A 22,656-nucleotide genomic window follows, 5' to 3' on the forward strand; every position below is an offset into this window, starting at 1 on the left:
CGTCTCGGTGGTGACCGACGGCACCTCGGGGGATGCCCTGCTGCGGTTGGAAGGCGACGTAGGCCAACAGCTGCTGGGTATCTATCCGGACTACATGGACGAGGCCACACGATTCCTGCGCATGTTCGCCGGCATGCCGCTGGACGAACGCGAGGACATCGCGCAGCAGGCTTTCCTCAACGCGGCGGAGAGTCTGCTACGCCGGGGGGTGGACCCCGGGGAGCGGTTGATGGGCTATCTCCTTCGCACGGCGCAGCGGCTCGCTCTCAGCGGCTACCGCTCGAACCGGACCGTGGCGGTGGACAGCGAGGTGCTGGACCACCTGTGGGAGCAGCAGTCGCAGGTCATGGACGATCCGTGGGACAGGCGGCGCGAACTCGTCGACGCCGCGATCGCGGCGATGGACGAATCGACGCAGCGCTGTCGCGTCGTCTACCTGACGAGGCTCGGCTTCAGTCCCAAGGAGATCGCGGACGAGCTGGGGATATCCCGGAATCAGGTCGCAGTGCAGCGGCGACGGGCAGTCCTGGAATTGCAGAAGAGACTCCAGGGAAAAACTCGCCCAGGGCAGCCGAGAGAAGAGCAGCAAGGGGAAGAGGGCTCAGGTGAGTGACATGAGCGAGTACGGCGGCGGCCGGCGCGCGGAGCGCCGCGGGCAGGCGATGCCTCCAGCCGGGCTCGCGGCCTTGCTGGCGTCGTTGAAGACGCCAGACGACTTCTGGGATCGCCCCGACGGTGACTGGCCGGGGTGTGGTGCCAGCATCAGGGGATCCCGTGACGCCCGTGCCCACGCCAACGCGTGCTACCGCCTGGGCTCCCAGGCCCTTAGGCGGGGCGATCTCATCAAGGCGGCGAACTGGCTGAGCACGGCAGCGCAGCACGACCACCCGGGCGCGTTGTTCCGCCTGGCTGTCGTCGTCCATCGTCAGCTCGGTCCCGACGGCCGTGCCGACGCGCAGTTCCTGGTGGCCATGGCCGCGGAGGCCGGCCACGGTGACGCGCGGGTCCTCCTGGAAGAGACCGGGGTCCGCAGCAGCACCCCCGGCGGCCCATGGAGCGGGCAGGTGCAGGACGAGGAGTTCATCACCGAAGTCCGCACCGCCCTGGGCCGGGCGAGCCGTCACGTGCCTGCCCCCCAGCAGGCCGCACCACCGGATGCGGGCGCCCAGACGGCGCGCGGGGGCATCCCGTGCGGCGCGGACTCGGGGCAGGCGCCGGAACACGGCACGCCCTGGTCCGTCAATCCGCTGCGTCCTCCGGGCCTGACGGTCGCCGCCCGGCAGGTCCCCGGGCGCAGCCCGGCGCCCGAACGATGGCGGATGGTGGAGCGATCCCTGCGGATCCTGCACACCCTTCACGGATCCTCGGTCGCGCTCAGCCCGGCACAACTGGTGAAGGCAACGAGCCTGCCCAAGCAGGTCCTGGAGCGGTTGCTCCACTGGCTGTGCAGCCAGGGTCTGGCCCAGTGGCTGTCCGACGGCGGATTCGTTCCCGGACCGGTACTGGGCGCGCTCACCGACCGCGGGCCGGGGATGGCCGCAGACGCGATCGAGCAGACTCTGGCCGCACTGCGCGACGCGGTGGGCGCAGCGGTCTACGTCAGCCGCTACGCCGAGGGAGAGATCAACATTTCGCGGTATTCGGCCGGTCCGCACGCCCCACAGGTCTACGAATGGGTGGACTTCAAGGCCTCCGCGCACGCCAGCGCCGTCGGCAAGAGCCTGCTCGCGCAGCTGTCGTACACCGAGCGGATGGACCACCTGTCCCGGCACCGGACGGCACGGCTGACATCCCGGACGATCACGGATCACAGCGAGCTGTTCCAGGACATCGACGGCCGCGGCCCGAACGCCGCGCAGTTCGATCGCCAGGAGTACTCCACCCGCGAGGTGTGCGTGGCCATCCCGCTGCACGGGGGCGGGCAGGCGGACTGCCTGGCCCTGTCACTGCCCGTCGCCCAGCAGCACCGGCTCGAGGAAGCCGCCCGCATCCTGTCCCGGAAGTCCAACGCCGTCCTGCTCTCCCTGCTCCTGGCAGGCGACCCTCCGGTGGAGCAGTCGACCCAGCTGCAGAACTCGATCGTCGTCGTCCCACCTCTGGAATGGACGCAGAAGCCACAGGACTCCGTCACCCTCGTCCCGCCCGCCCAGGCCATCCTCATTTCCCACACTTTGCGGACACCCCACAGCCCGACCGATACCCCGACTGTCCAGAACGCCGCCGCATCTCGCCTCGTCGACGACAGCCAAGCCGTAATAGAGGAGGACACACTCAGCCAAGCCGAATCCGCCAACGAGACCGCCCAGTCCGATCCCAGCACCACGGACACCCCCGCCAACCACACTTCTCAAGTGGTCACCATGGTGCCCATGGGCGAAGCCTGCCTCGTCTAGGTTCTCCCGCAGGCCCCTGCTGGGCCCAGCCTTCCGGATCAGGGCCGGGCCCGGCGCGCCTGGCCATGCTCCGCCGGACACCCCCCTAAACCCCGGCGGCAGCACCGACGACTGTCGCGTCCGCCGCCTCACCGTCCACCTCCCGCCCGCCTACGCCCAGCGCCTGTTCGACGCCCGCGCCCAGGGAGCGGATGATCGCGACCTGCGCGCGATCGTCGCAGAGGGGCTGCAGGAGGTCTACTTCAAGGACGGCGGCGACCAGGGCCGACCAGCTCCGGGTCGAGTTCACCAACATCGACTACTTCGACGTTTCCTTCTGCACCCCGCCGCCGGGGCACGCTCCGGCAACATCTGACTGAGCGCGCGCGGCTGGCCCGCATCAACGAGGGCCTCGGTGGGAGAGTGGACATGGAAGCGGAGACGGCTCAGCTGCTCCCCACGCTTCTGCCGAAGCCAGTCATCCGACGCTGGCGTGTAGGTTCCGCGGTTATGCGAACACGCAAGGGGCCGATTCGCTCATGTCGCACTGGCTGATCCCCGGGCGCCCCGGGGATCAGCCGGGCTCAGCGCCCCATCCGAAGAGGGGCTTGGCGCCGTCCGGCGATTGCCTCCCAATCGTGTACGGCAACGCGGCCGTCCGGACCGGGTGCGCTGGCCCTTGGGCGTAGAAGGTTTTCCTTCAGGGCAGTTGACGTATCCGCAGGTCGCTTGTGGGGGGTACCGTCCGGGTGAGGAGTCCAGAACGGAGAGGTGCCGTCATGACGCTATCCCCTGACACTGGCATCGGGGCCCGCGTGCGCGTGGCCCGGATCGCGGCAGGCCTGACCCATGCTGAGATGGCCGGCCTGGTGGGCCGCTCCGAGCGTTGGGCCGAGGACGTCGAAGCCGGTCGGCTCCCGCTGGACCGCTATTCGCTCATCACCGCCGTAGCCACGGTGTGCGAGGTCGATGTCGTCTGGCTGCTCGGCCAGCCCTACCGGCTGCGCCGCGAACAGGGCTCGGCGGTTCCGCACGTGCCTGCGCTCCGCGCCGCGTTGCGCCGATCCTCGCTTATCCTGTCCGGCCATCCCGGTCTCGTGCCATCCACGCCTGCTGCCGACATCCGGCGCATCCGGGACCAAGCAGCCGCCACGAATCGGCACCGCCAGGGCGCGAACCTCCCCGCGGTCGCCGGGTTGCTGCCCGGCCTCCTGGAGGACCTCAACACCAGCATCCTGCTCCACGAGCGCGGCACCGCCGAGTGGGAAGAGGCCCTGCGCCTCTTGGTCGATGCGGCCCGCAACGCCCGCCAGACCCTGAACCAGACCGGCCTGCCGGACCTGGCGTGGGTGTCTGCGGAAGTCGCGGCTGGCGCCGCGACGCAGGTGGACGACCCGATCGTGAAGGCGGCCGTCGCCTGGGACCGGTGCGGGGCCCTGCTCCACCAGGGCTCGGCTCGTGAGACGCAGGCGGTCGCGGACGCCGCCCTGCGCGAGCTGGAGCCACTGTCAGCGTCCGGGGACACCGACGCCCTCGTCCTCGAAGGTGCCCTGGTGCTGCGCCAGGTCGTCGCCAGCGCTCGCGCCGGCGACGCCGACGGTGCCTGGGACCAGGCCGCCCGCGCGGTGGAGGTCTCCGACCGCCTCCCGGACGGCCATCACGACCTCCGCTGGCAGACCGTGTTCTCCCGCGCCAACGTTCTCGTCCACACCACCGAGGCCGGTGTCGAGGTCGACGCACCCGACACCGGGCTGTCGTTCGTCGACGACGTCGACGTGAGTGCGATGCCGAGCCGGGAGCGCATCACCCACTACCGGATCGACGAGGCCCGGGCGATGCACCGCATGGGCCGCTCCGGCGATGCCGTGGTGACGCTGCGTGCGGCCGCGCAGCGCGCCCCGCACTACGTGCACGCCCACCCGATGGCGCGTGAACTCGTCGGCGACCTGGTCCGCCGAGGGGTCCCCTCGCAGGCCGCGGCGCTCTCCGGTCTGGTGCGGGGGATGGAACTCGTGTCCTGACCACAGGGCGTGCATATGCCAGTTGGGCGGCCTACAGACTTCCTGTGGGTCGCCCTTCTGCTTTGGCGAGACCCTCGTGCCGTGACCATCACCTACGGTTTTCAGTCTGACACGGGGGGCGACATGGGCGAGATCCTGCAGGCCCTGCACGGCCGCGACAGCATCGAGAGCGCCGCCGCCTACGCCCGGCTCGGCTGGCCCGTCGCGATTGGGCACCGCCATCGCACCGGTTCCGGCTGCACCTGCCAGGACGGCCCAGCCCCGACCGCCTGCGTCACCCCTGGAGCCCACCCGCCCGGGGACGACGTGATCCCGCTGGAGCGCGGCGGCCTCACCGCCGCGTTCGAAGCCGCCCCCGGCGCGGGAGTCATCGTGCCCTGCACCCGCTTCGACGCACTGGTCGTCGCCCACTCCATCGGCATGGGTGTGATGCTGCGCGCCGACGCGAGCAGCCTCCACGTCCCCTGCCTGACCGCCGGACACAGCACGGCGACTCTGCTCGTGGAAGCCGGAACCGGCAGCCTGCTCGCCGACTGCCCCCAGGTGGACGTCCGCTCCGGACCTGACGCGTGGGTGGCCATGCCGCCCTCGTACGGCGTGCGCTGGGACACCGCACCGGACGACGAACTCCCGATCCCACCCGCCGAGGCCGTGCGCCCGCATCTGGCCACGGCCCTCAAACTGGCCTTGGCCGCCCGCGCCCAAGGATGACCGCGGTGGCTCGCCGAATCGAACGCCGGCCGGACGCGAGGTCCCCGCCGTACGAAGTCGGAGACCACGACGCAGGCAAGGTCCCGGCTGGCACCGCGTCGCTTCCAGGACAGCGAGCTGTCCGAAGCCCGCTGGGTTCGCCCGGCCGAGGCCATGACGCTTACGGACCCGAGTTCGTTGCCGCCCCCGGTGCTGCTGCCTCCATGCCCGCACCGCCGCCCCGGCACCCGTTCGCGCATGAGGCGAACCTGCAACGGGCCTTTGACCTGCACAGCACCGTGCCAGTGAGGAGGACTGGCACAGGCTGGGACTCAGTGCCGCTGCCTGCGCGGGCAGCAGCACGTGAGACACCCCGAGAACCCCAAGAGATAGGAAGATCCGCATGTTCCTCGACATCCCGAGCGAACTCGAATCAGCCCTGATCGACCGTCCTCTCCCGCCCTGGGAACTGGACGGCTCACTCCTGGCCCAGGCCACCATGGACGAGTACCGGACCGAGCTGACGGCCACCCCGCGGTTCGCGGAGACCGCTGCGACGCTGCGTCACGCACTGGATGGAGAGGGCGGCGGATACGCCGTGCTGCGCCTGGGAAACCTGGCCAAGACGCTGGGGGCTGACGACGATCGGTTCCTGCGGCTGGCAACGGCCTTCGCGGCCGAGGTAGGCGTCCCCTTCTCCCCCTTCCCGCGGTGGCCCCTCTGGAAGAACATCGGGGTCAAGGTCGACAAGGACCCTGGCAAGTCCAGCGGCATCGGGTACAACGCCTTCCACATGGACCTGGTGAACGGGACCCTGCCCCCGGACTACACCACGCTCCTGTGCGTCCGCCCCGACCCGCTCGGCGGCGGCCCCAGCATCCTCTCCGACCCCCACGCCGCAGTGGCGCGGCTGACGGAGAACAGCCGCGCCCTACTGGCAGAGACCGCCTACAACTACGGGACCTTCTACGACCTGCACGGCGTCGGCCAGGAATACAACCCGTTCCCGATCCTGGACGGCTCCACCCCGGGCAAGGGCTTCGTCCGGTTCACCGCCAAGATGCTGAACAGGTCCCAGATCGACCCGGTGCACGCCGACGCCGCCCGGGAGCTCGCCGACGAACTCGTCGCGGGCCAGGTCACCTTCATGCTCGAACCCGGCGACTACCTCATCGTGAACCAGCGGCGCTTCCTGCACGGGCGGGAAGCGCTCCACAGCGGTCAGGAGACCGTCCCCGTCGCCGACAGGCGCCTCCTCCTCCAGCTGTTCCTGCGCGCGCCGATCACTGCCCCGTCAGCCTCGCAGCCGGCCGACGGCACCAGCTAGCCGTCCGAGCCGGCATGGCCCTGCCGCAGGGCCTCCAGGGCCATGCCGGATCTAGATGCGCGAGTTGCGCAGCGACTGCCACACTGCGCCGGCCAGTGCCCGCGTCGCCCGCGGGACCGACAGGTGCTCGTGCTCCCGGTACAGCGCCCAGTTGTACGGCACGAGCGAGAGCTTGTTGGAGGACAGCGATCCCGCCTGATGGGCTCGGTAGACCGCGAGCGGCTCGGCCAGACCCCGGGCGGCATGGCCGTCTCGCATGATCGAGAGCCAGAGGGCGTAGTCCTGTCGCTTGCGCATCTCCGGCATCAGCCTCGTGCCCAGGGCATCGCGGTCGTACATGGCGGTGAGGGCTCCGATGTGGTCCTGGCCCAGCATCGCGCGGTAGTCCACGTGCTCCCGCGCGCGGACCACCCGGCCGTTCGGGACCCAGTCGGTGCTCTCACCGTCGTAGTCGGCGTCCATCTTGAAGTACGACGTGAACGTCAAGGGCGCGGCGGCTTCCGCGGCGAAGGCGAGCTGCTTCTCGGTCTTCTCCGGCAGCCACATGTCGTCGCTGTCGAGAAAGGCGATGTAGTCCCCGCGGGCCCGCTCCATCGCGAGGTTGCGGGCCCGGCCCGCACCACCCCGCTGGGGAGCCGTCGCCGGCTGGACGCGATCGTCCTGCTTGGCGAACTCGCGGAGCAGGTCCATGGAGCCATCGGAGGACTGATCGTCGGTGATCAGCAGCTCCAGGTCGCTATGGGTCTGGGTGAGCACCGAACGGACCGCTGCACTCAGCGTTGCTGCCGAGTTGTACACGGGCATCACGACAGACACCAAGGGCACAGCGATCTCCTTGCCAGACCAGGAACGACAGTCCATTCAAGCACCGCAATCGAGGAGGAACTGCCATGCACATCGTTGTCGCTGGTCAGGGCTACGTAGGGCTTCCGCTGGCCGTACGGGCCGCCGAGGTGGGTCACCGGGTCGTCGGCTACGACGTGGATCACCACCGCGTGCAGCAGCTCGCCGCCGGCGATTCATACGTGGAGGACGTGGCCCCCGCACGGCTCCGCGCGGTCCTGGACACCGGCGCGTACTTTGTGACCGCCGACGTCGGCGAGCTGGCCGGCTACGACATCGCGGTGATCGCCGTCCCGACCCCGCTGCGGGACGGAGTGCCCGACCTGACCTACATCGAGGCCTGCGCCCGGACCCTGGGTGAGCACCTGTGCCCCGGCGCGACCGTGGTCTTGGAGTCGACGACGTATCCCGGCACCACCGAGGAACTGCTGCTGCCGATCCTGGAGAAGTCTTCGGGCCTCAAGGCCGGGGCGGACTTCCGGCTCGGGTTCAGTCCTGAGCGGATCGCCCCCGGCAACAAGAGGTGGTCGTTCGAGGGGACGCCGAAACTGGTGTCCGGTATCGACACCACATCACTCGAAGTGATCAAGGGGTTCTATGACGGCATCTTTCACACCACGGTGCCGGTGTCCGGGCCCAGGGTCGCCGAGCTGGCCAAGCTGATCGAGAACACGTTCCGGCTCGTCAACATCTCCATGATCAACGAGCTGGCGACGCTGACCGGACGCCTCGGCGTGAACATCTGGGAGGCGATCGACGCCGCTGGCACCAAGCCCTTCGGCTTCACCCGGTTCACCCCGGGGCCGGGAGTCGGTGGGCACTGCCTGCCCGTCGACCCGCTGTTCCTCGCCTGGAAGATCCAGGACGAGCTCGGCGTCCCCTTTCGGTTCGTAGAACTCGCCGCCGACGTGAACCGCCGCATGCCCGACTACGTCGTCCAGCGTGTAGTGGCCTCACTCGACAATCGCGGCGTGGCCGTGGCCGGAGCCCGAATCCTGCTGCTCGGCCTGACATACAAGATCAACGCCACCGACCTGCGCAACTCACCGTCGGCACGTGTCGCCGAACTCCTGACCGACCTCGGCGCTGACGTCCGCGGCGCCGAACCCAACCTCCCGGACGGCGCCGACACCGAGCTGCCAGTCCGTCGGGTGGACGCGACCCCGGAGGAGGTTGCGGCAGCCGACGCCGTGGTGCTCCTCATGGACCACGCACGCTTCGATCTCCCGATGATTCAGCAGAACGCGGCCTGGATTCTCGACTGCCGCAACCGCATGGCCGGCGCGAATGTCGAAGTCCTCTAGCACTCCCTCCCCCTGACCGCTGACCGCTGACCGCTGACCGGCGCCCCCGCCCCTCCCTCAGGAGTTCCCCTTGCGCGACGAATGGGAGCACGCCCACACGGACTACACCCTGCCCGCGCAGCGCCGCAGCCCGGCCTCGCTGGCCGACAGCGAGGCCGACTGGCGCGACTACCTGGAACACTCCACCCCCAACGGCTGGCTGATCCGGAACAGCGCCATGACCGAAGCGCTCGTCGGCGGCAAGCCGCTGCACCTGCTGCATCTCACCCGGGGCATCGACGCCATCCGCACTAGCGGCCAGGTGCACGTCTCCGCCGGCTGCCTCGTCGGGGCCCTCTACTGCTCACCCCTCACACCTCAAGGCGAGGGGCTGCGCCCCCACAACCTCGGCGCGTATCTGATGCAGACGAAGCCCTCTACCACCCCCCTTGTCTTCGAGGTCACCCCGGACGCCCCGACCCGGCCCAAGGGCATCGACTACCTGCATCTCGGCCCGATCCACCTGCGTACCTACCTGCGCTACCAGAACCTCCTCACCCCGGCCGAGGCCGACCAGCTTGACCACGCCGTCCTGGCCAGCCTGCGCGCAGCGGCCCCGTTCCTCGACCTCGCCCTGTGCAACGCCACCGGCCACGCCACGCCAGCAGCCCAGTTCATCGACCAGCTGGCCGATGCCATCCCCCACGTGCCGTTCCTCGGCTACCTGTACTTCGAGGTGCTGTCCGAATACCTGATGCTCCACTCGACCACGCCGGAGACCAAGGCCTATGCCGAGCAGGGGGAGCTGAACAACTGGCCCTACAAGCGGCTCGCCTTCGCCGCCGTGGACGGCATGGACCGGCTGTTCGACCTGGCCCGCTTCAATCCGCGCCACCACCGGCTCGTTCAGCTCATCGAAGGCCCGGAGCCGGATCTCGCTCCGGGCCTCGCCGAATACGTCCGGCGAAGGCTGTCCCACCTGCTCGCCCGGACTGCACTGGACCCGTCCCGGGACGCGTCAGCCCTCACCTTCCAGGGCGCAGATCTCGATACGCTCCAGAAGGCGGCTCCGGGCCTGATCGGCCAGATGATATTCCGCGAGATCCGGTACATGACCCGCTACAGCCTGCTATACCACTGCTTCGAGAAATCCAAGGCTCTTGAGGCGTGGGAATACTGGATCGGCGAAGGAATACCCACACCATTCAATGGGCTCCTCCCCAAAGGGGAGATCGGAATACATCCCGTCTATCCCCGATCATCCGTCAGGGTCTGGACTGCCGAGCAGGACGGCAAGGGGCACTTACATCCGGTGGAGGAGGTCATGGCCGTCGTCACACCGCATCTGGCGTCCTGGTGGGCGCCTCCCCGCCAGGGCGTGATCTAGGTGCGCGAATGGGTCACGCGTCGAGTCGGCCATGAGGCGCGACCTCCAATTCCAACCCAACGGTTACCGAAGATTTGGGGCTCCGCATGACCGCCGAATTCCTGAACATCCTGACCGGAATCAACCGCCCTTCCGCTCCCTCGTCGGGAAGCATGATTCTCGTCAACGATCTCTACGGCGTAATGCCTGACGCCCATACGACCTTCCTCGGCAGGCAACCGGTCGATCCGGCCTGGCAATCTGCATTCGGTCAGCTGATTGCCCTCTCCACGGTCAAACGCCCCCATGGCCCCGACTTCGGGGCCTACTTGGACGAGTTGACCCGTGAGGTTGGTGCGCTCATCGAGAAGATCCAGCCCCAGGTCATCCACGCCCAGTACCTCGGGTTCGCTCTCAGCCAGGCCTTCACGCGAACCGCCGGCAACATCCCGATCATCGCCATCGCCCACGGCCCCGACGTGATGGTCGCGGAGCGCAGCGTGTGGGAGCGCGAAGGACTGAACGAAGTCGCTGCAGCCAGCGCTGCAATCGTGGCTCCGACCTTCGCCCTCGCGGACCGTATCGACCGACTCACGGGACACCAATTCACCGACCGGCTCACCGTCATCCCCTGGGGTATTCGTTTGAGCGATGCCCGGGTACGCGATCACCCGACAGGGGGAGGACCCCTGGCTCTGGTGCACGCCGGCCGACTCGACGACAATAAATCAACGATCACCGCCGTCGAAGCCCTCGCCCTGACCGAACAGCCGCACCACCTGACCGTGATCGGTCAAGGAGTTCTACGGGAACATCTGGAACTACAAGCCAGCGAGCTCGGGGTACGGGATCGCGTCCAGTTCGAGCCCTTCCTGCCCCGCGGTGAGCTGTGGCGCCGCCTGCCGCACTTCGACGCCTTCGTCGGCACCACCAAGGGCACCGAAGCCTTCGGTCTCGTCCTCATCGAGGCCCAAGCCCACGGACTGCCAGTGGCCTACTCCAACCTTCCCGAGGTGAGGGAGATCCTCGGAAACACCGGCGTCCCCTATAACCCCGGCGACCCGCAGTCGCTGGCCGGGGCCCTCGATGAGCTGGGCCGGGACGTTCACCGCCGGAAGGCGCTGACAGAAGCGGCACTCATCAACGCGTGCCGATACGACATCACCACCACCAGTCGCCGGCTCCGCGAACTGACACTCCGCTTCACCCTCTAACCCCGATGTCGCTCTCGCGCCGCGGCGACGCGCCCGACCCTTCCTCGGAAGGACCGCGGTACGCCGTGCGGCGGTCCGGGCGGGCGTGGGCAAGGTGATCACAGGGCGCCGCGCTCCGGGTACACCGATACACGCTCCGCCGCATAGGTGCCGTCCGGCAGCACCGCGTCGGTCAGTTCGAACTGCTCCCGCTTCCCCGTAGGGCCGCTCCAGGTGACCCGGACCTCGGCGGGGCGGCTGCTGGGACAGTGAACCGGCTGGCCGTCGGCGGCCCAGGCCCCGAGCAGGGCGTAGGTACGGACCGGCTGCCCGGCCGCGGTGGTCCCTGGGGCACCGGGGTCACGTCGGGGGCGGCCGGGGCCCGGCGCTGGCGGAGCCAGCCCCATACTGCGGCCCCCAGCAGCAGGGTGAGGCCCGCCCAGGGTCTCCGCGGTCCAGCCGGTGAGCACGTCGGTGAGCATGTCGGTGTCCTTCTCTAGGTGATGACGGGCGGAGCATGAAAGGGGCCGCGCCACCCGGGGAAGCGGCACGATTCAGGCAGTTGAAGCGCTGCCGAGTAGGGTGGCGCCCGAGATCCGCGCGTCACCCGGTGCATATCCGAACACTGCCCCTGAACCGGCATGAGAGGGATGGGCAGAACATGGCAGAGCGACGCATCGCGGTGTTCGGCGCCGGATACATCGGACTGGTGACCGGAGCGTGCCTCGCCGAGCTGGGCCGCCAGGTGGCGGTCCGGGACATCAACCCCGAACGCGTCCGCATCCTCAACGCCGGTGACGTCCCCATCCACGAACCCGGACTCGGCGACATGATCGCCCGCAACAAGGAACGCCTGACCTTCACCGAGGACCTCACCGAGGCCCTCACCGGCGCCGAGATCGCCTACGTGTGCGTGGACACCCCGCCCTCGGCCTCCGGCGATGCCGACCTCTCCCGCGTGTGGGCCGTCGTCCGTTCCCTGGCCGACGTCCGCGACCTCAAGGCCGTCGTCATGAAGTCCACCGTCCCCGTGGAACCGGGGCCCGCGCCCGCGCCCTGCTCGACGAGGTCGGTCTGGCCCACGTGGGCTACGTCTCCAACCCCGAGTTCACCGCCGAAGGCCGCGCCATCCAGGACTTCATGGCCCCCGACCGCATCGTCATCGGACAGGACAACGACACCGCCGGCGCCCTCGTCGCCGCCCTGCACACCGGCATTGACGCCCCGGTGGCGACCATGGACGTGAAGTCCGCCGAGATGGTCAAACTCGCGGCCAACGCCCTCCTCGCCACGAAGATCAGCTTCGCCAACGAGATCGCCACCCTCTGCGAGAACACCGGCGCCAACGTCACCGAAGTCCTCGGCGCCGTCGGCATGGACCACCGCCTCGGCGCCCACTTCCTGCGCCCGGGCATCGGCTGGGGCGGCTCCTGCTTCCCCAAGGACAGCGAAGCCCTGCGCCAGATGGCCTCCAATACCGGCTTCCACCCCCAGCTCCTCACCGCCGTCATCAACGTCAACAACATTCAAAAGCGCCGTGCTATCCAGCACCTCAAGGACGAACTCGGCGACCTCGCCGGCAAGCGCATCGCCCTCCTTGGCATGGCCTTCAAGCCCGGCACCGACGACATGCGCGAAGCCCCCTCTACCGTGCTCGCCAGCCGCCTGCTCGCCGAAGGCGCCCAGGTCCGCTCCTGGGACCCCCTCGCCCGCCCGGCTGCCAGGGAACCCTGGGACGCCACCACCCGCTACCCGACCCCCCAGCAGGCCTTGGCCGACGCGGACGCGGCAGTGATCGTGACCGAATGGCCTGAGCTCGCCGAAGTCGACTGGACCGAAGCGCACAGCCTCATGCGCACACCGGTCATGTTCGACGGCCGCAACCTCCTCGACCCCGCGCGGCTGCGCAAGATCGGATTCCGGTACACCTCCGTCGGTCGCCCCTGACCGGAACAACCGAGAGGCGCCTCCCACGTACAGGGAGGCGCCTCTCGTCGTCAGGGGACGAGCGCGGACAACTCCTCGGCCACCGCCGGATAGGAGTCCCGGACGCCTGCCTCGTTGCCGAGCCGGTGGCGCTCCACCCTGGTCGACTGGCCCCTCAAGGAAGCGAAGCTCAGCCAGCCGAAGCTATCCGGGCCGGTAAGGCGATCACCTCCATGTCAGCAGGCGAAGGTCATTCAGCGTCGCCCCAACCAGAGCTGTTTGTTCGCACTTGCCCAACCCTTCCGCGCGATACCACCCACACCGAACCCGACGGCTCCCCGACCGCCTGGCGGTACTCCCTCGCCGACCGCTCCTGGGCCGCCGTACGGTGGCCGGAGGAGAACGGGCCGGGCATCGTCTACCAGCACGGCCCACGACGCCTGTGGGACGCCGTAGAGGCCGCCTGCGGGTGGTGGGAAGCCCAAGGCAGCCCCACCCTTACCCGTTTCGGCCTTACTGTGGGCCCCGACGGTGAGACACCATGGCTGGACGCCCCCGGGAACCTACTGCCCGGGGCCCGCTGGCGATAGGAGAGGCGACGTGGACGCCGACAGGGAACCGCTCGCCGCATGGGCCGAACGCCGCGACCGCCGACGCGAGTCCGACAGGCAGATCACCGGCCGCCGCCGCGCCGAACCCCTGGACCCGGCAGCCCGCGGCCGAGCCGCACACCTCGCCCCCGACACCCCCCGCGTCCTCCTCGAGCTTGACGACGAGTCCGGCGAGTGGCTGCCCGCCGGAGTCGCCGACAACGCCGCCGAGGCCGCCGCCTTCATTCACGGGTGGTGACACCACAGCCCCACACGAACCATCCTGCCCCCTGCATACCGCTGCAGGGGGCTTCTCATGCCGTTCGGGGTCGTTGAGCCTGACCCGCTGCCCCCTGTTTCCGCAGTTCAGCCCCGATTGTCAGACCCTCCCCGTAGCGTTGTGAGTCCTACTCGTGGCGGCTGCGGGGAGTACCAAATGGACGACGACCTTCAGACCGACAGCGACGAAGACCTTTTCCGTAACCCCGTCTATTACGAACCGGCCGGCCGCAACCTCGACCTTGACCGTCCCGACCTCGGCGTCCCGCAGGGCCAAGACCTCCTGAACGTGCTTCTGCGCATGCGAGGACGTGTCCCCGTCGAAAAGCGCGGACTCATCTGCCCTGACTGCCGGGACCTCCGGGGCCGGCGCGTCCCCATGTACATCGTCCAGCGTGACGGCGTATTGCTTGCCTCCCACTACCGGAAACCTGGGGAGAAGCCCGTCAGCCATGAGTCTGACGAGCATCTCGCCCGCAAGGAACGCGTCGCGAAGGACTCCGAAGATCACGGCTTCCAAGCCGACATTGAGTCGCCGGCCGCGGACGGGCACGCGCGCCTCGATGTACGCATCAACGGCGCCGACGGCATCGTCCTGGGCTACGAGCCTCAGCTGAGCCCAGCTCGCGGAATCCGTGCACGGGAGGGGTTCCGGCGCCGCGGCGGTATCCGGTCCGTCTGGGACTTCGCCGACCCCGACCACGCAGGCATCGGCACCGTCCCATACGTCCGCACGCCCAACCTGCCGGCCTCCGTCATCCGTGTGCAGAGGAATCCCATCGCGGTGCAGGACGGCAACTTCGTCCTGGAGGAAGGCAAGTGCAGCCCAAGCGGCGCGCTGACCCGGTGCCCAGAGAGACCTTACGACCCGGAGAATCCCATCCACAACGGGTACTGCGGGGGCTGGCACCGCGTCCTCGTGCCCGCCCACCAGTCGAGCACCGCCACAGGGGAAGGCAGCCTGACCCTCACCCGGTTCATCGTTGAAGCTGCGGCCGGTGAGCGGATTCCGTTCCAGCGGGGCGGCCATCACGGCTGGCTCCTCGCACAGCAGTGGCAGCAGTACCTGGAGGCGAACGGGCCCGCCCTGGACGACAAAGGGCGCCAGCCATCCGTACGACAGGGGGACCGGCGGGACAGGTGCACCGAGGACCGTCCGGCTTCGGAGGTGCGGGCTGTACCAAAGCAGAGATGTGGCAGCCGCGCGATGGTCCTTGAGTCCCGCCCCAAGGAAACCGAAGCCGCCAAGGTTCCGGTCGATGCGTCGGGTCAAGCCATCCCGCTCTGCCGCTTTGGCTGCGGTCAGCCCGCAAGCCTTCCAGGCCCTGAAGGGCTGCCCGAGCACTTCTCGTGTCGCAGGAAGAACGAGGCGTGATCCGTCGGCCACCGCTGACCGCCCCTCACCGAACAGCGTGAGGCTCTTGCCGGACCGCTCCGGCGCCGAAGAGCGCAATGCCGCCTGGGGCTGAGTGCCCTCCGGACAGGGCGCCGTTCTGCGTCTCGTCTGGTGTCAGGTGCTGCGCATCCCGAGGAGGACGGCCAGGCCCACGACCATGCCCACAAGCGCGATGTAAAGGGTCAGAGCGATGCCGAAAGCCGCAGCGCCGCGGCGGAGCCGGTCCGGCCACTGAGATGCAGTCGAGTGGGGCAGGGCGGCGGAGACGGCACCGATCAGGAGTGCCAGTAGGAAGCCGAGGCCGCACAGCAGGGCGATAAGGGCCCAAATGGTCATCACAAGCCGATCTCGCGGGCCGATCCCCTCGGCGGAGACGCGGCCGTCCAACATGACGGCCATAGTCTTACTCTACCTAGGGGTCTATGTCTATCTCTATCTAGCTAGGTAGTAGTAGCCTGTGGGTATGGGTGAACCGAGAATGACACTGGCCACGCGGGCCGTGCTCTCCGCGTTCCTGGCCGCCCCCGCCGATGAGCACTATGGACTCCAGATCGCGGAAGCCGCGGAACTTCCAGGTGGCACGATCTACCCGATTCTGATTCGCCTGGAACAGTGCGGATGGCTGGAAAGCCGGTGGGAGGACATCGACCCTCAAGAAGAGGGCCGCCCGCAGCGCCGCTATTACCGGCTGAGCGAGCGCGGGGCACAGGCGGCTACCGCTGCGATGGCCAAGGTGATTAGCCGCAAGCGTCGTACGCTCCTGTCCGCGCGCCCCCACGGCGGTATGGCGTGATCGAGAAGGGCATGAACGACATCGTCGGCACCGCCGGCCTCATCGTGCTGTTACTGGTGATGCTGCTCGGCATGACGCGGACTGCCCGCCCAAAACGCCCCGGGAAACGTCCCCGGCCTTGGGCAAGAGGCCCGGTGCCCGCACGCAGGCCCCAGCAGGTGATGCTCGCGGAACACGCGGCCCTGTGGCGGGCACGAGCGAAGGAACTGGAAGACCTCGGGGATGCGGCCGGCGCTGAGAGAGCGATGCGGGAGGCGGATCTCTCGGAGGCGCGCGCAAGCTGGCATGAGCGCGCCTCTGCCATGTCCAAGGCTTCTCTTGCGGAGGCAGCAGACCGTGAAGAGGATCGCACGGCGGCCCGTGAGGCTGAGCGGCGCATCGCACTGGCGCTTCTCTTCATGCCGGCCGGTCAACGTGAGCGCTACCAGCAGGAGTGGAATGCCGAGATGGACATTCTGAGTGCACGAGAGGCGTCCACGTTCGCTCTCCAACTGCTCTGGTCGGCGCCGAGGACTGGAGCGATGCTGTGGCTCAAGTACACGTTCGGTCGGAGGCCCGCCTGATGGACGAACCGCGCCCGAGCGTCAAGATCGAAATTGCTGTGGATCAGGATGGGTATCCTCCCTCGTCCGCCAGGCGGATCGAGATCGTCGGCGAGGGGCAGGTCGATGACTACGTCCTTCGACGAGTCATTGCTCGTGCCGCCAGAGGGCAACGGGACTGGTGGTCTTACAGCGAGATCGCCGACCACATCCACGTACAGCCCGACACCGTGCGCTCCTACCGCAAGCACGGTCTTCTTCCTGCTCCCGGCCTCGTGGAGAATGGCAAGCCCTACTGGCAGGCTGACACCATCCGGGCGTGGGCGAGCAGCCGCCCCGGGGCTCCTGCGAAGCTTCCGGTCAGCCCTCCAGCGAACCCGGTTCGTGAAAGGGCTGCACGTCGCATCGCTCTCGCACTCATCTTCATGCCGATACGACACCGCGAGCGCTACAGGCAGGAATGGGCCAACGAGATGGCCCACCTGAGTCCCCAGGCAGCGGCAGCGTTCGCATTCCACTTGTTGCTTCTGGCACCGAAGATGGGCATGCAACTGGCGCTCCAACGGATCTTCGGCCGGGAGGCCGCCTAACCCCGAAACACAGCCCCCGTACGCCGACCTCGCCCTGACGGCCCCGTGGACGCTGTGCCGCCCGCAGACGACGGACCTGGCCAAGGCGAGGGAATGGCTGGAGTCCTGGACGGACGTGTCCAGGGTGGAGGGGATTCTGATCAAGCCCCTGAACAGCCGCTATCTGCCCGGATACCGCGGCTGGACCAAGATCCGGAGGCGGGACACCACGGAGGCGATCGTCGGCGCGATCACCGGCACCCTGACCCGCCCGCAGCTCCTGGTCCTCGGCCGCTACGACACCGACGGCCGGTTGCGCGCGGTTGGCTGGACCGTACCGCTGCGCCCGGACGCCGCCCGACAGGGTGCCGAGCACCTCACCGCGGCCGCGCCGGGCACCCGTGGGGGGCCGAAGTTCTCGGCGGCGTGGGGGAGCCGCGACGTCCTGGACACCACCCTCGTCCACCCTGGCCTGGTCGCCGAGGTCAGCGCGGATCGGGCCATCGACCACGGGGGCGTCTTCCGCCACCCCCTCCGATTCCAGTGGCTGCGCCTTGATGTCGTACCCCGGTTCGGCGAGGGCCCGGCAGCGGCCGCCGGGTGACGGAGGGCGATGCCGCCCCAGTTGCCTTCTGGTTCCAGGGCGCCGCCCACGTTTGGCCGAGCCTAGCCCGTCGTGATCCGCGCTGTCGGCTGCTCGCCCGCCAACACCGAGCGGATCCGTCGCTCCATCACGTTCGCCCACGCCTCCGCCGACGGGCTCGCGCCTTTCTTCGGCGTGTCGATCTGTGCTTCTATGCCGCCCACGCGCAGCACGACATGGGCGAACCGCTCGGTCGTGAAGCTCAGGCTCTCGTCTCCGACCCCGGCATTCTTCGGGTTCCAGCAGTTCAACAGCTTGCGGACGAGGCCGAGGTTCCGTTTGGCCCGCCCTCTTCGTTCTCGGCCAGACGGAAGTGCGCGCCGTCACCCCCCCCTCGTTGCCCACGCTCTGGGCCAGCTGGTAGGTACCGCTGTAGCGCTCGGCGGCGTCCTGAGGCAGGGCGCCGCACGTCAGTAGGCCCCCATCGTCTGTGGCCGGGGCGGCGTCTCGCCAGCCAACGGACTTCTCCCCGGAGAGCCGCCAGCCCGCGGGCAGGTGCGCACCTTAGCGCACCGCAACGCGGAAGGAGCAGCCCAATGCTCCGTACCTCACCCGATGGAGCGGTGGCCCCGGTTGGGCTGAACCCGCTCCTCAGCCGATGAGCGGAAGATGCCGGGTCGGTGACGGACTGGACGGACGTGGCGACGGATCGGGCACGGGGCGCATGCAGGCCCCACCGGGTGCCACGGCTGGTCTTGGACGGTCAATGACCAGGATGGACGGCCTGGACTCCGGTGCCGTCGTACAGCTCGGGTTCCAGAGTGAGTAGGTACCGGCCGGCGGGGAAGTCTGCCGGCGGGCGGGCCGCGTGGATGGCGTGGACGGCCGCCCAGGAGTGCCCAGCGTGCAGGATCTCGGTGGCGGACAGGGCGGCGGCGGGGTCGAAGGGCTCGATCTCGATGAACCTAAGTCCGTTGATGTAGGAGAGCAGGCCCGGCCGCTCGGTATCATCACCCGCGGTCAGGGAGAGCACCGGCGCATAGAGCGTGCCCAGCCCGCCGGAGGCTTGGACGTAGAACGCGGCGACGGCCTCGTTGTACGGGTCCTTGGGGTCTTGGAGGGCGGTAGCGGTCGTGTCGTCCAGGACGACAGCGGTCGGTCCCATTACGCGGCCGCCGAGTTCTGGCCGGCGCCCAGGCGCTCCAGGAGTCCGCGGGCCTTCGCCTCGGCCTCCTCGCTCGGCACGGTGCCCAGCACCGAGGCGAGCTCTGCCCGGGCCTGCTCGGCACGCTCCGCGTACTCGGCCTGGGCCGGCCGGCCCTCGGCGAGCTGCCGGATCGTGGTGCCTTGCTCGGTTGCCAGCGCTGCCAGGCGGTCACGGGTGGCAGCACTCACCTTGATGCTCGTCTCGTCCGCTATGGGCAGGCTTCGAGGAGCAGCGCCTGGTCCCGCCGCCCTGTGCAGCTACCTGCTGCGTCGCAGGTCGGCGGACCGAGGCCGCAGCCCGGATCGCCTTGGCCCGCTCCGAGAACGTGAGCTGTACTCTCGCCCCTCAAAACTCAGCGACGCCAAAGGGCACGCCACCCGGATCAGTCAGATCCGCAAAACGGTCGGCCATCCAATGAACTCTACCGCCGAGCTTTGAGGCTTTAGTCACAGCCTTTGGCAAGGAACCCACGCTGAAGTAAGGGCGCCAGTGAGCATATGAACTCGCACCGGAAATGCTCGCGAACTCCTCGACTTCACCATATCTTCCTTTCGCGGCCATGTTATATCTTTCGGGGTTGCGACCTATGAGTAATGTTGGTTGCGCACTCCAATCGAGCGCGTCGCTATAGAACTTTACGATTTTATCCACCTCTGGCGTGCGCAGGTCAATCCAGCACAACCCATGCCGTCGGCCGAATGTGCTGAAGTCCCCAAATTTCGCCGTCTGGATGCAGCCGAATGAGCCATGCATTGGATCTCTGAAAGTGGCACTCCTTTCCTCAGCCTCACTTCCGCCAATGGACGTAATTATGCCGCCAGCCACAGATACGCCCACGATACTTCTATCCAAATTGTCACAGTAGAAGTTCACGTACCACTCCGGGTCGCCACCATACCCTGGCTCTACGATCGGGCTAAGGTAAGCAACATTCTTGCCATCGAGATAACATGAGAAGCCAGGGCCGCAGGCCCCAAAATCACCGTCCTCCACCATTTCCCACTCGAGTAGATTTCTATAGAAATCGACCACCAGGCCGGTGCCGAATCTGTACGACAGCCACCATGGGGTCCCAGAGACCGGTTCCACTCCCATGCCAGTTCCTCCGCTCCGCAAGGAAAAGAAAGGCATTAATTAACGACGCGCCGGCATCTCAGGAAAAACACGCCAAGAAGCCAGAGCCGCCCCCTGTCGTACTGAATTCCCCAGCTGGACAAATAAACTATTCAGAGTCGGCCTGTTTCATATAGGTAGTCAAGGATTTGTCCATCAATTCTGTCTTGGAAGTCATCGACAGCTGGCTTTGCGGCAGTTTTATATTCGTAACCGCACTGAACCCAGCGTTGAGCGGTATGCTCTGTGTTCATGTAGCCGTCCTCTACGCTTCCCACCTTGAAGTTAGGCTTGCCAGCAGACTGCCAGCAACTGTACAAAGACCCATCAGCGTTGACGACCGCTCCGTGCCGCCCGCCGGGCACTGAGCACGTTTGGCAAGTCGTCTTCATGCCAGGCCTAACGATTTGATATCCGGCTTCCGCCGCTGCAATGTGCCAGTCAACGAATGCCTTTCCCACTTCGGCGACTTTTTGCAGGTCGTTGGCGTACCCGAAGCCTGCATCTCCCACCCATGCGAAGCTCAACAGGCAGCGGTTGGGGTCGAGACGCCCCTCCCATTCGGAGAAGACCTTTCCGATTCCCTCATAGTTGCGGTGAGAGACGTTGATCCTTAGGGTCCACTGCAGATCAGTGACTTCCGAAGCGCGGGCCACATTGTTCACAATGTTGTCGAAGGTTGCTCCCCCAGCGTGCGTGACACGGATCTGATCATGAAGTTCTCGGTTGCCATCAAAAGTGACCTGTGCGCTCGTCAAACCTGCGGTATTGAGGTCTTGCGCCATCTCCGGAGTGAGGAGTACTCCGTTTGTGGCGATGCTGGCCGCGCGCATGCCAATTGAGCGGGCGCGATCCAGCACCGTCAGGCACCCCTGGGGGTTGAGGAGAGGTTCACCGCCGAACAGCAGAACGTCCAATTTTCGAAGATCGGCACATGCCATCCGCTCTGCTGTGAATTTGATGATCCGGTCGATGGTTTCAGAATCGAGTCGCTGGCGGCCAATTCGCGAGGGCCGGTTCCCACCTGTGGGATCCAATGCGGTGTTCTGGAAGCAATATCCGCATCCGAGATTACAGGTGGTGGTGGTGAGGACGGTCAACGCGAAAGCCTTTGGGAGCCGAGGCTGATATGCGCCCTTTTCTTGCAGGAATTCGTCGATGTCTGCACAGACGGTGCCGTCGGGCAAGACCTGACCCGGCTCCAGCAGGGTCCAGGTCTCGTTGCCGAGGAACCACCAGCCATAATTACTTCTGATCAGCCGCGGAGAGTCGACGTCGTCAAGGCGAGTGCCGATCATGAAGGGTCTCCCGCAATTGCCAGGGGCTTGCAGCTTCATACTGGATGAGGCTGCAAGCCCGGGTTGACATAGGGTCAGTCAGTCTGTGATGAAGAGCTTGCAGTACGGAGGCTCCTGGTCAGAGCCGTGGGTTTGTTGCTTGTCGGCGAGGGAGCCGCCACTAGTACCTCCGCCTCCTCCGCCTCCGCCGCCTCCGCCGGTGCCCCCGCCGCCTCCGCCGCCTCCACCACCGTCGATGTCGGCCAAAGATTTGCCGCCAATCTTGATGTAGAGGCCGCACCCGCCGCCTCCGCCGCCTCCGCCGCTTCCGCTGCCGCTTCCGCTGCCACTTCCGTTGTCGGCCGCACTCTTGGGCCCGCCGCGGCCTCCGCCGGTGCATCCGCCTTCGGTTTTGTCGCCCGCACTGTCGGGCTTTCGGAGGTCATCCGGGATTTCTGGCACCTTGAAGAAGATTTCGCAGAGGCCACCGGAGCCCTCCGCGATATCCATCAACCCGCCGCCGCCGCCGCCGCCGCCGCCGCCTCCGCCGCCTCCGCCGCCTCCGCCGCCGCCCCCGCCTCCGCCGCCTCCGCCGCCCCCGCCTCCGCCGTCGATGTCACCGGCAGATTCCTCAGTGAGGCCGGTGAGATCGAAGTACAGGCTGCAGGTCAGATCTCCGCTACCGCTGCCTTCGTTGCTGCATCCGCCCTCGTGGCGACCGACGTGCTTGATTGGTCTCTGCTTGGTCATTTCTGCACCTCACGTAGACGCAGGCCGTGACTTTTTAGTCACCGTACGATGCTACGACTGGGCTGCTAGGTTTGCATGCGGAGCCGCTGATGATTCGACACGTAGCTCGATCGGTCGTGTAATGGTGACGTGACTTCCCTCGGATGGCAGAGCCTGGGGGGACTACTCGCAAGCCAGCCGGCAGCGTGTAGTTGGGGTTCCGGCCGCCTTGATGTTTTCGCTCGGGGTGTGGATTCAGCCTTGTGGCATAACGGGTTTGATGGCGGTTGGTCTGGGTGGGAGCGCCTGGGTGGCATGCTCGCCAGCGCACCGGCCGCCGCAGCCCGCGGGGTCGGGAAGATAGACGTCCTGGCTCGTGGTGTGGACTCGGCCATCTGGCATAACGAGTACGACGGCGGCTGGTCTGGGTGGAGCTCCCTCGAGGGATCCTTCACGAGCGCGCCGGCAGCGTGTAGTTGGGGTTCCGGCCGCCTTGATGTTTTCGCTCGGGGTGTGGATTCAGCCTTGTGGCATAACGGGTTTGATGGCGGTTGGTC

23 protein-coding genes and 2 pseudogenes are annotated in these 22,656 nt (G+C 67.5%); 17 read left to right on the plus strand and 8 right to left on the minus strand.

All coding sequences use genetic code 11. The features are described from left to right. The first annotated feature begins 10 nt into the window (after window positions 1–10). The 6 genes and pseudogenes from ACFYP3_RS31615 (at window position 11) to ACFYP3_RS31640 (ending at window position 6,410) form a co-directional block, all read left to right on the plus strand. Window positions 11–613: an RNA polymerase sigma factor gene (locus ACFYP3_RS31615; RefSeq protein ID WP_388840049.1), complete on the plus strand. Its 603-nt coding sequence runs from the start codon at window positions 11–13 to the stop codon at window positions 611–613. Between the two features lies 1 nt (window position 614). Then, window positions 615–2,393: an IclR family transcriptional regulator C-terminal domain-containing protein gene (locus ACFYP3_RS31620; protein ID WP_388840052.1), complete on the plus strand. Its 1,779-nt coding sequence runs from the start codon at window positions 615–617 to the stop codon at window positions 2,391–2,393. 97 nt (window positions 2,394–2,490) lie between these two features. Next, window positions 2,491–2,752, plus strand: a pseudogene (gene tpg / locus ACFYP3_RS31625) (telomere-protecting terminal protein Tpg); the annotation flags it as partial. Between the two features lie 399 nt (window positions 2,753–3,151). Further along, window positions 3,152–4,393, plus strand: coding sequence for a helix-turn-helix domain-containing protein (locus ACFYP3_RS31630; protein ID WP_388840055.1), 1,242 nt, complete (start codon window positions 3,152–3,154; stop codon window positions 4,391–4,393). A gap of 123 nt (window positions 4,394–4,516) precedes the next feature. After that, complete coding sequence (locus ACFYP3_RS31635) at window positions 4,517–5,104, plus strand: hypothetical protein (RefSeq protein WP_388840057.1); 588 nt, start codon at window positions 4,517–4,519, stop codon at window positions 5,102–5,104. A 382-nt stretch (window positions 5,105–5,486) separates the two neighbouring features. After that, the gene (locus tag ACFYP3_RS31640) at window positions 5,487–6,410 is read left to right on the plus strand and encodes a TauD/TfdA family dioxygenase (RefSeq protein WP_388840060.1); all 924 of its coding nucleotides are present in this window, start codon (window positions 5,487–5,489) and stop codon (window positions 6,408–6,410) included. A gap of 51 nt (window positions 6,411–6,461) precedes the next feature. Here ACFYP3_RS31640 and ACFYP3_RS31645 read toward each other — a convergent pair whose 3' ends face one another. After that, the gene (locus ACFYP3_RS31645; protein WP_388840062.1) at window positions 6,462–7,235 is read right to left on the minus strand and encodes a glycosyltransferase family 2 protein; all 774 of its coding nucleotides are present in this window, start codon (window positions 7,233–7,235) and stop codon (window positions 6,462–6,464) included. 65 nt (window positions 7,236–7,300) lie between these two features. On the opposite strand from ACFYP3_RS31645, the gene ACFYP3_RS31650 reads away from it, so the two are divergent. The 3 genes from ACFYP3_RS31650 (at window position 7,301) to ACFYP3_RS31660 (ending at window position 11,116) form a co-directional block, all read left to right on the plus strand. Next, window positions 7,301–8,557: a nucleotide sugar dehydrogenase gene (locus tag ACFYP3_RS31650; RefSeq protein ID WP_388840065.1), complete on the plus strand. Its 1,257-nt coding sequence runs from the start codon at window positions 7,301–7,303 to the stop codon at window positions 8,555–8,557. Window positions 8,558–8,627: 70 nt separating this feature from the next. Beyond that, a complete protein-coding gene (locus tag ACFYP3_RS31655; protein WP_388840068.1) occupies window positions 8,628–9,923 on the plus strand; it encodes a hypothetical protein in 1,296 nt (431 codons plus the stop codon). A gap of 86 nt (window positions 9,924–10,009) precedes the next feature. After that, the gene (locus ACFYP3_RS31660) at window positions 10,010–11,116 is read left to right on the plus strand and encodes a glycosyltransferase family 4 protein (RefSeq protein ID WP_388840071.1); all 1,107 of its coding nucleotides are present in this window, start codon (window positions 10,010–10,012) and stop codon (window positions 11,114–11,116) included. Between the two features lie 98 nt (window positions 11,117–11,214). Here ACFYP3_RS31660 and ACFYP3_RS31665 read toward each other — a convergent pair whose 3' ends face one another. Continuing rightward, the gene (locus tag ACFYP3_RS31665) at window positions 11,215–11,577 is read right to left on the minus strand and encodes a hypothetical protein (RefSeq protein ID WP_388840074.1); all 363 of its coding nucleotides are present in this window, start codon (window positions 11,575–11,577) and stop codon (window positions 11,215–11,217) included. Between the two features lie 179 nt (window positions 11,578–11,756). Here ACFYP3_RS31665 and ACFYP3_RS31670 point away from each other — a divergent pair, with 179 nt between their 5' ends. From ACFYP3_RS31670 to ACFYP3_RS31685, 4 genes are all read left to right on the plus strand, one after another. Beyond that, window positions 11,757–12,341, plus strand: coding sequence for a hypothetical protein (locus tag ACFYP3_RS31670; protein WP_388840077.1), 585 nt, complete (start codon window positions 11,757–11,759; stop codon window positions 12,339–12,341). Then, on the plus strand, window positions 12,224–13,042 hold the full coding sequence (locus ACFYP3_RS31675; protein WP_388840131.1) for a nucleotide sugar dehydrogenase: 819 nt from the start codon (window positions 12,224–12,226) through the stop codon (window positions 13,040–13,042). The genes ACFYP3_RS31670 and ACFYP3_RS31675 overlap by 118 nt, the downstream gene beginning before the upstream one ends. Window positions 13,043–13,621: 579 nt before the next feature. Then, window positions 13,622–13,870 carry a DUF6087 family protein gene (locus ACFYP3_RS31680; RefSeq protein WP_388840080.1) on the plus strand — a complete coding sequence of 83 codons (249 nt, stop codon included), beginning with the start codon at window positions 13,622–13,624 and terminating at the stop codon, window positions 13,868–13,870. A 177-nt stretch (window positions 13,871–14,047) separates the two neighbouring features. Beyond that, entirely contained in the window at window positions 14,048–15,265 is a 1,218-nt protein-coding gene (locus tag ACFYP3_RS31685) for a hypothetical protein (RefSeq protein ID WP_388840083.1), read from the plus strand. 135 nt (window positions 15,266–15,400) lie between these two features. Here ACFYP3_RS31685 and ACFYP3_RS31690 read toward each other — a convergent pair whose 3' ends face one another. After that, window positions 15,401–15,685 carry a hypothetical protein gene (locus ACFYP3_RS31690; protein ID WP_388840086.1) on the minus strand — a complete coding sequence of 95 codons (285 nt, stop codon included), beginning with the start codon at window positions 15,683–15,685 and terminating at the stop codon, window positions 15,401–15,403. 64 nt (window positions 15,686–15,749) lie between these two features. Between ACFYP3_RS31690 and ACFYP3_RS31695 the strand changes: the two genes are divergently transcribed. The 4 genes and pseudogenes from ACFYP3_RS31695 to ACFYP3_RS31710 all read left to right on the plus strand — a co-directional run bounded on the left by ACFYP3_RS31695 (window position 15,750) and on the right by ACFYP3_RS31710 (window position 17,794). Beyond that, window positions 15,750–16,079: a PadR family transcriptional regulator gene (locus tag ACFYP3_RS31695; RefSeq protein WP_388840089.1), complete on the plus strand. Its 330-nt coding sequence runs from the start codon at window positions 15,750–15,752 to the stop codon at window positions 16,077–16,079. Further along, on the plus strand, window positions 16,076–16,642 hold the full coding sequence (locus tag ACFYP3_RS31700) for a hypothetical protein (protein WP_388840092.1): 567 nt from the start codon (window positions 16,076–16,078) through the stop codon (window positions 16,640–16,642). Before ACFYP3_RS31695 ends, ACFYP3_RS31700 begins: the two co-directional genes overlap by 4 nt. Window positions 16,643–16,770: 128 nt before the next feature. Beyond that, window positions 16,771–16,962 (plus strand): annotated as a pseudogene (locus ACFYP3_RS31705) (MarR family transcriptional regulator); the annotation flags it as partial. Window positions 16,963–17,335: 373 nt separating this feature from the next. Continuing rightward, on the plus strand, window positions 17,336–17,794 hold the full coding sequence (locus ACFYP3_RS31710; protein ID WP_388840095.1) for a hypothetical protein: 459 nt from the start codon (window positions 17,336–17,338) through the stop codon (window positions 17,792–17,794). Window positions 17,795–17,856: 62 nt separating this feature from the next. Here the strand turns inward: ACFYP3_RS31710 and ACFYP3_RS31715 are convergent, their stop codons facing one another. From ACFYP3_RS31715 to ACFYP3_RS31735, 5 genes are all read right to left on the minus strand, one after another. Continuing rightward, a complete protein-coding gene (locus tag ACFYP3_RS31715) occupies window positions 17,857–18,084 on the minus strand; it encodes a hypothetical protein (protein ID WP_388840098.1) in 228 nt (75 codons plus the stop codon). A 452-nt stretch (window positions 18,085–18,536) separates the two neighbouring features. Further along, a complete protein-coding gene (locus ACFYP3_RS31720) occupies window positions 18,537–18,938 on the minus strand; it encodes a hypothetical protein (protein ID WP_388840101.1) in 402 nt (133 codons plus the stop codon). Further along, window positions 18,938–19,168 (minus strand): hypothetical protein, encoded by a 231-nt coding sequence (locus tag ACFYP3_RS31725; protein WP_388840103.1) that lies wholly within the window; start codon window positions 19,166–19,168, stop codon window positions 18,938–18,940. The genes ACFYP3_RS31720 and ACFYP3_RS31725 overlap by 1 nt, the downstream gene beginning before the upstream one ends. Window positions 19,169–19,325: 157 nt before the next feature. Next, entirely contained in the window at window positions 19,326–20,075 is a 750-nt protein-coding gene (locus ACFYP3_RS31730) for a hypothetical protein (protein WP_388840106.1), read from the minus strand. A 131-nt stretch (window positions 20,076–20,206) separates the two neighbouring features. Next, the gene (locus tag ACFYP3_RS31735; RefSeq protein ID WP_388840109.1) at window positions 20,207–21,391 is read right to left on the minus strand and encodes a radical SAM protein; all 1,185 of its coding nucleotides are present in this window, start codon (window positions 21,389–21,391) and stop codon (window positions 20,207–20,209) included. Between the last annotated feature and the right edge of the window lie 1,265 nt (window positions 21,392–22,656).

Source organism: Streptomyces sp. NPDC005533, assembly GCF_042871845.1.
Lineage (GTDB): Bacteria > Actinomycetota > Actinomycetes > Streptomycetales > Streptomycetaceae > Streptomyces.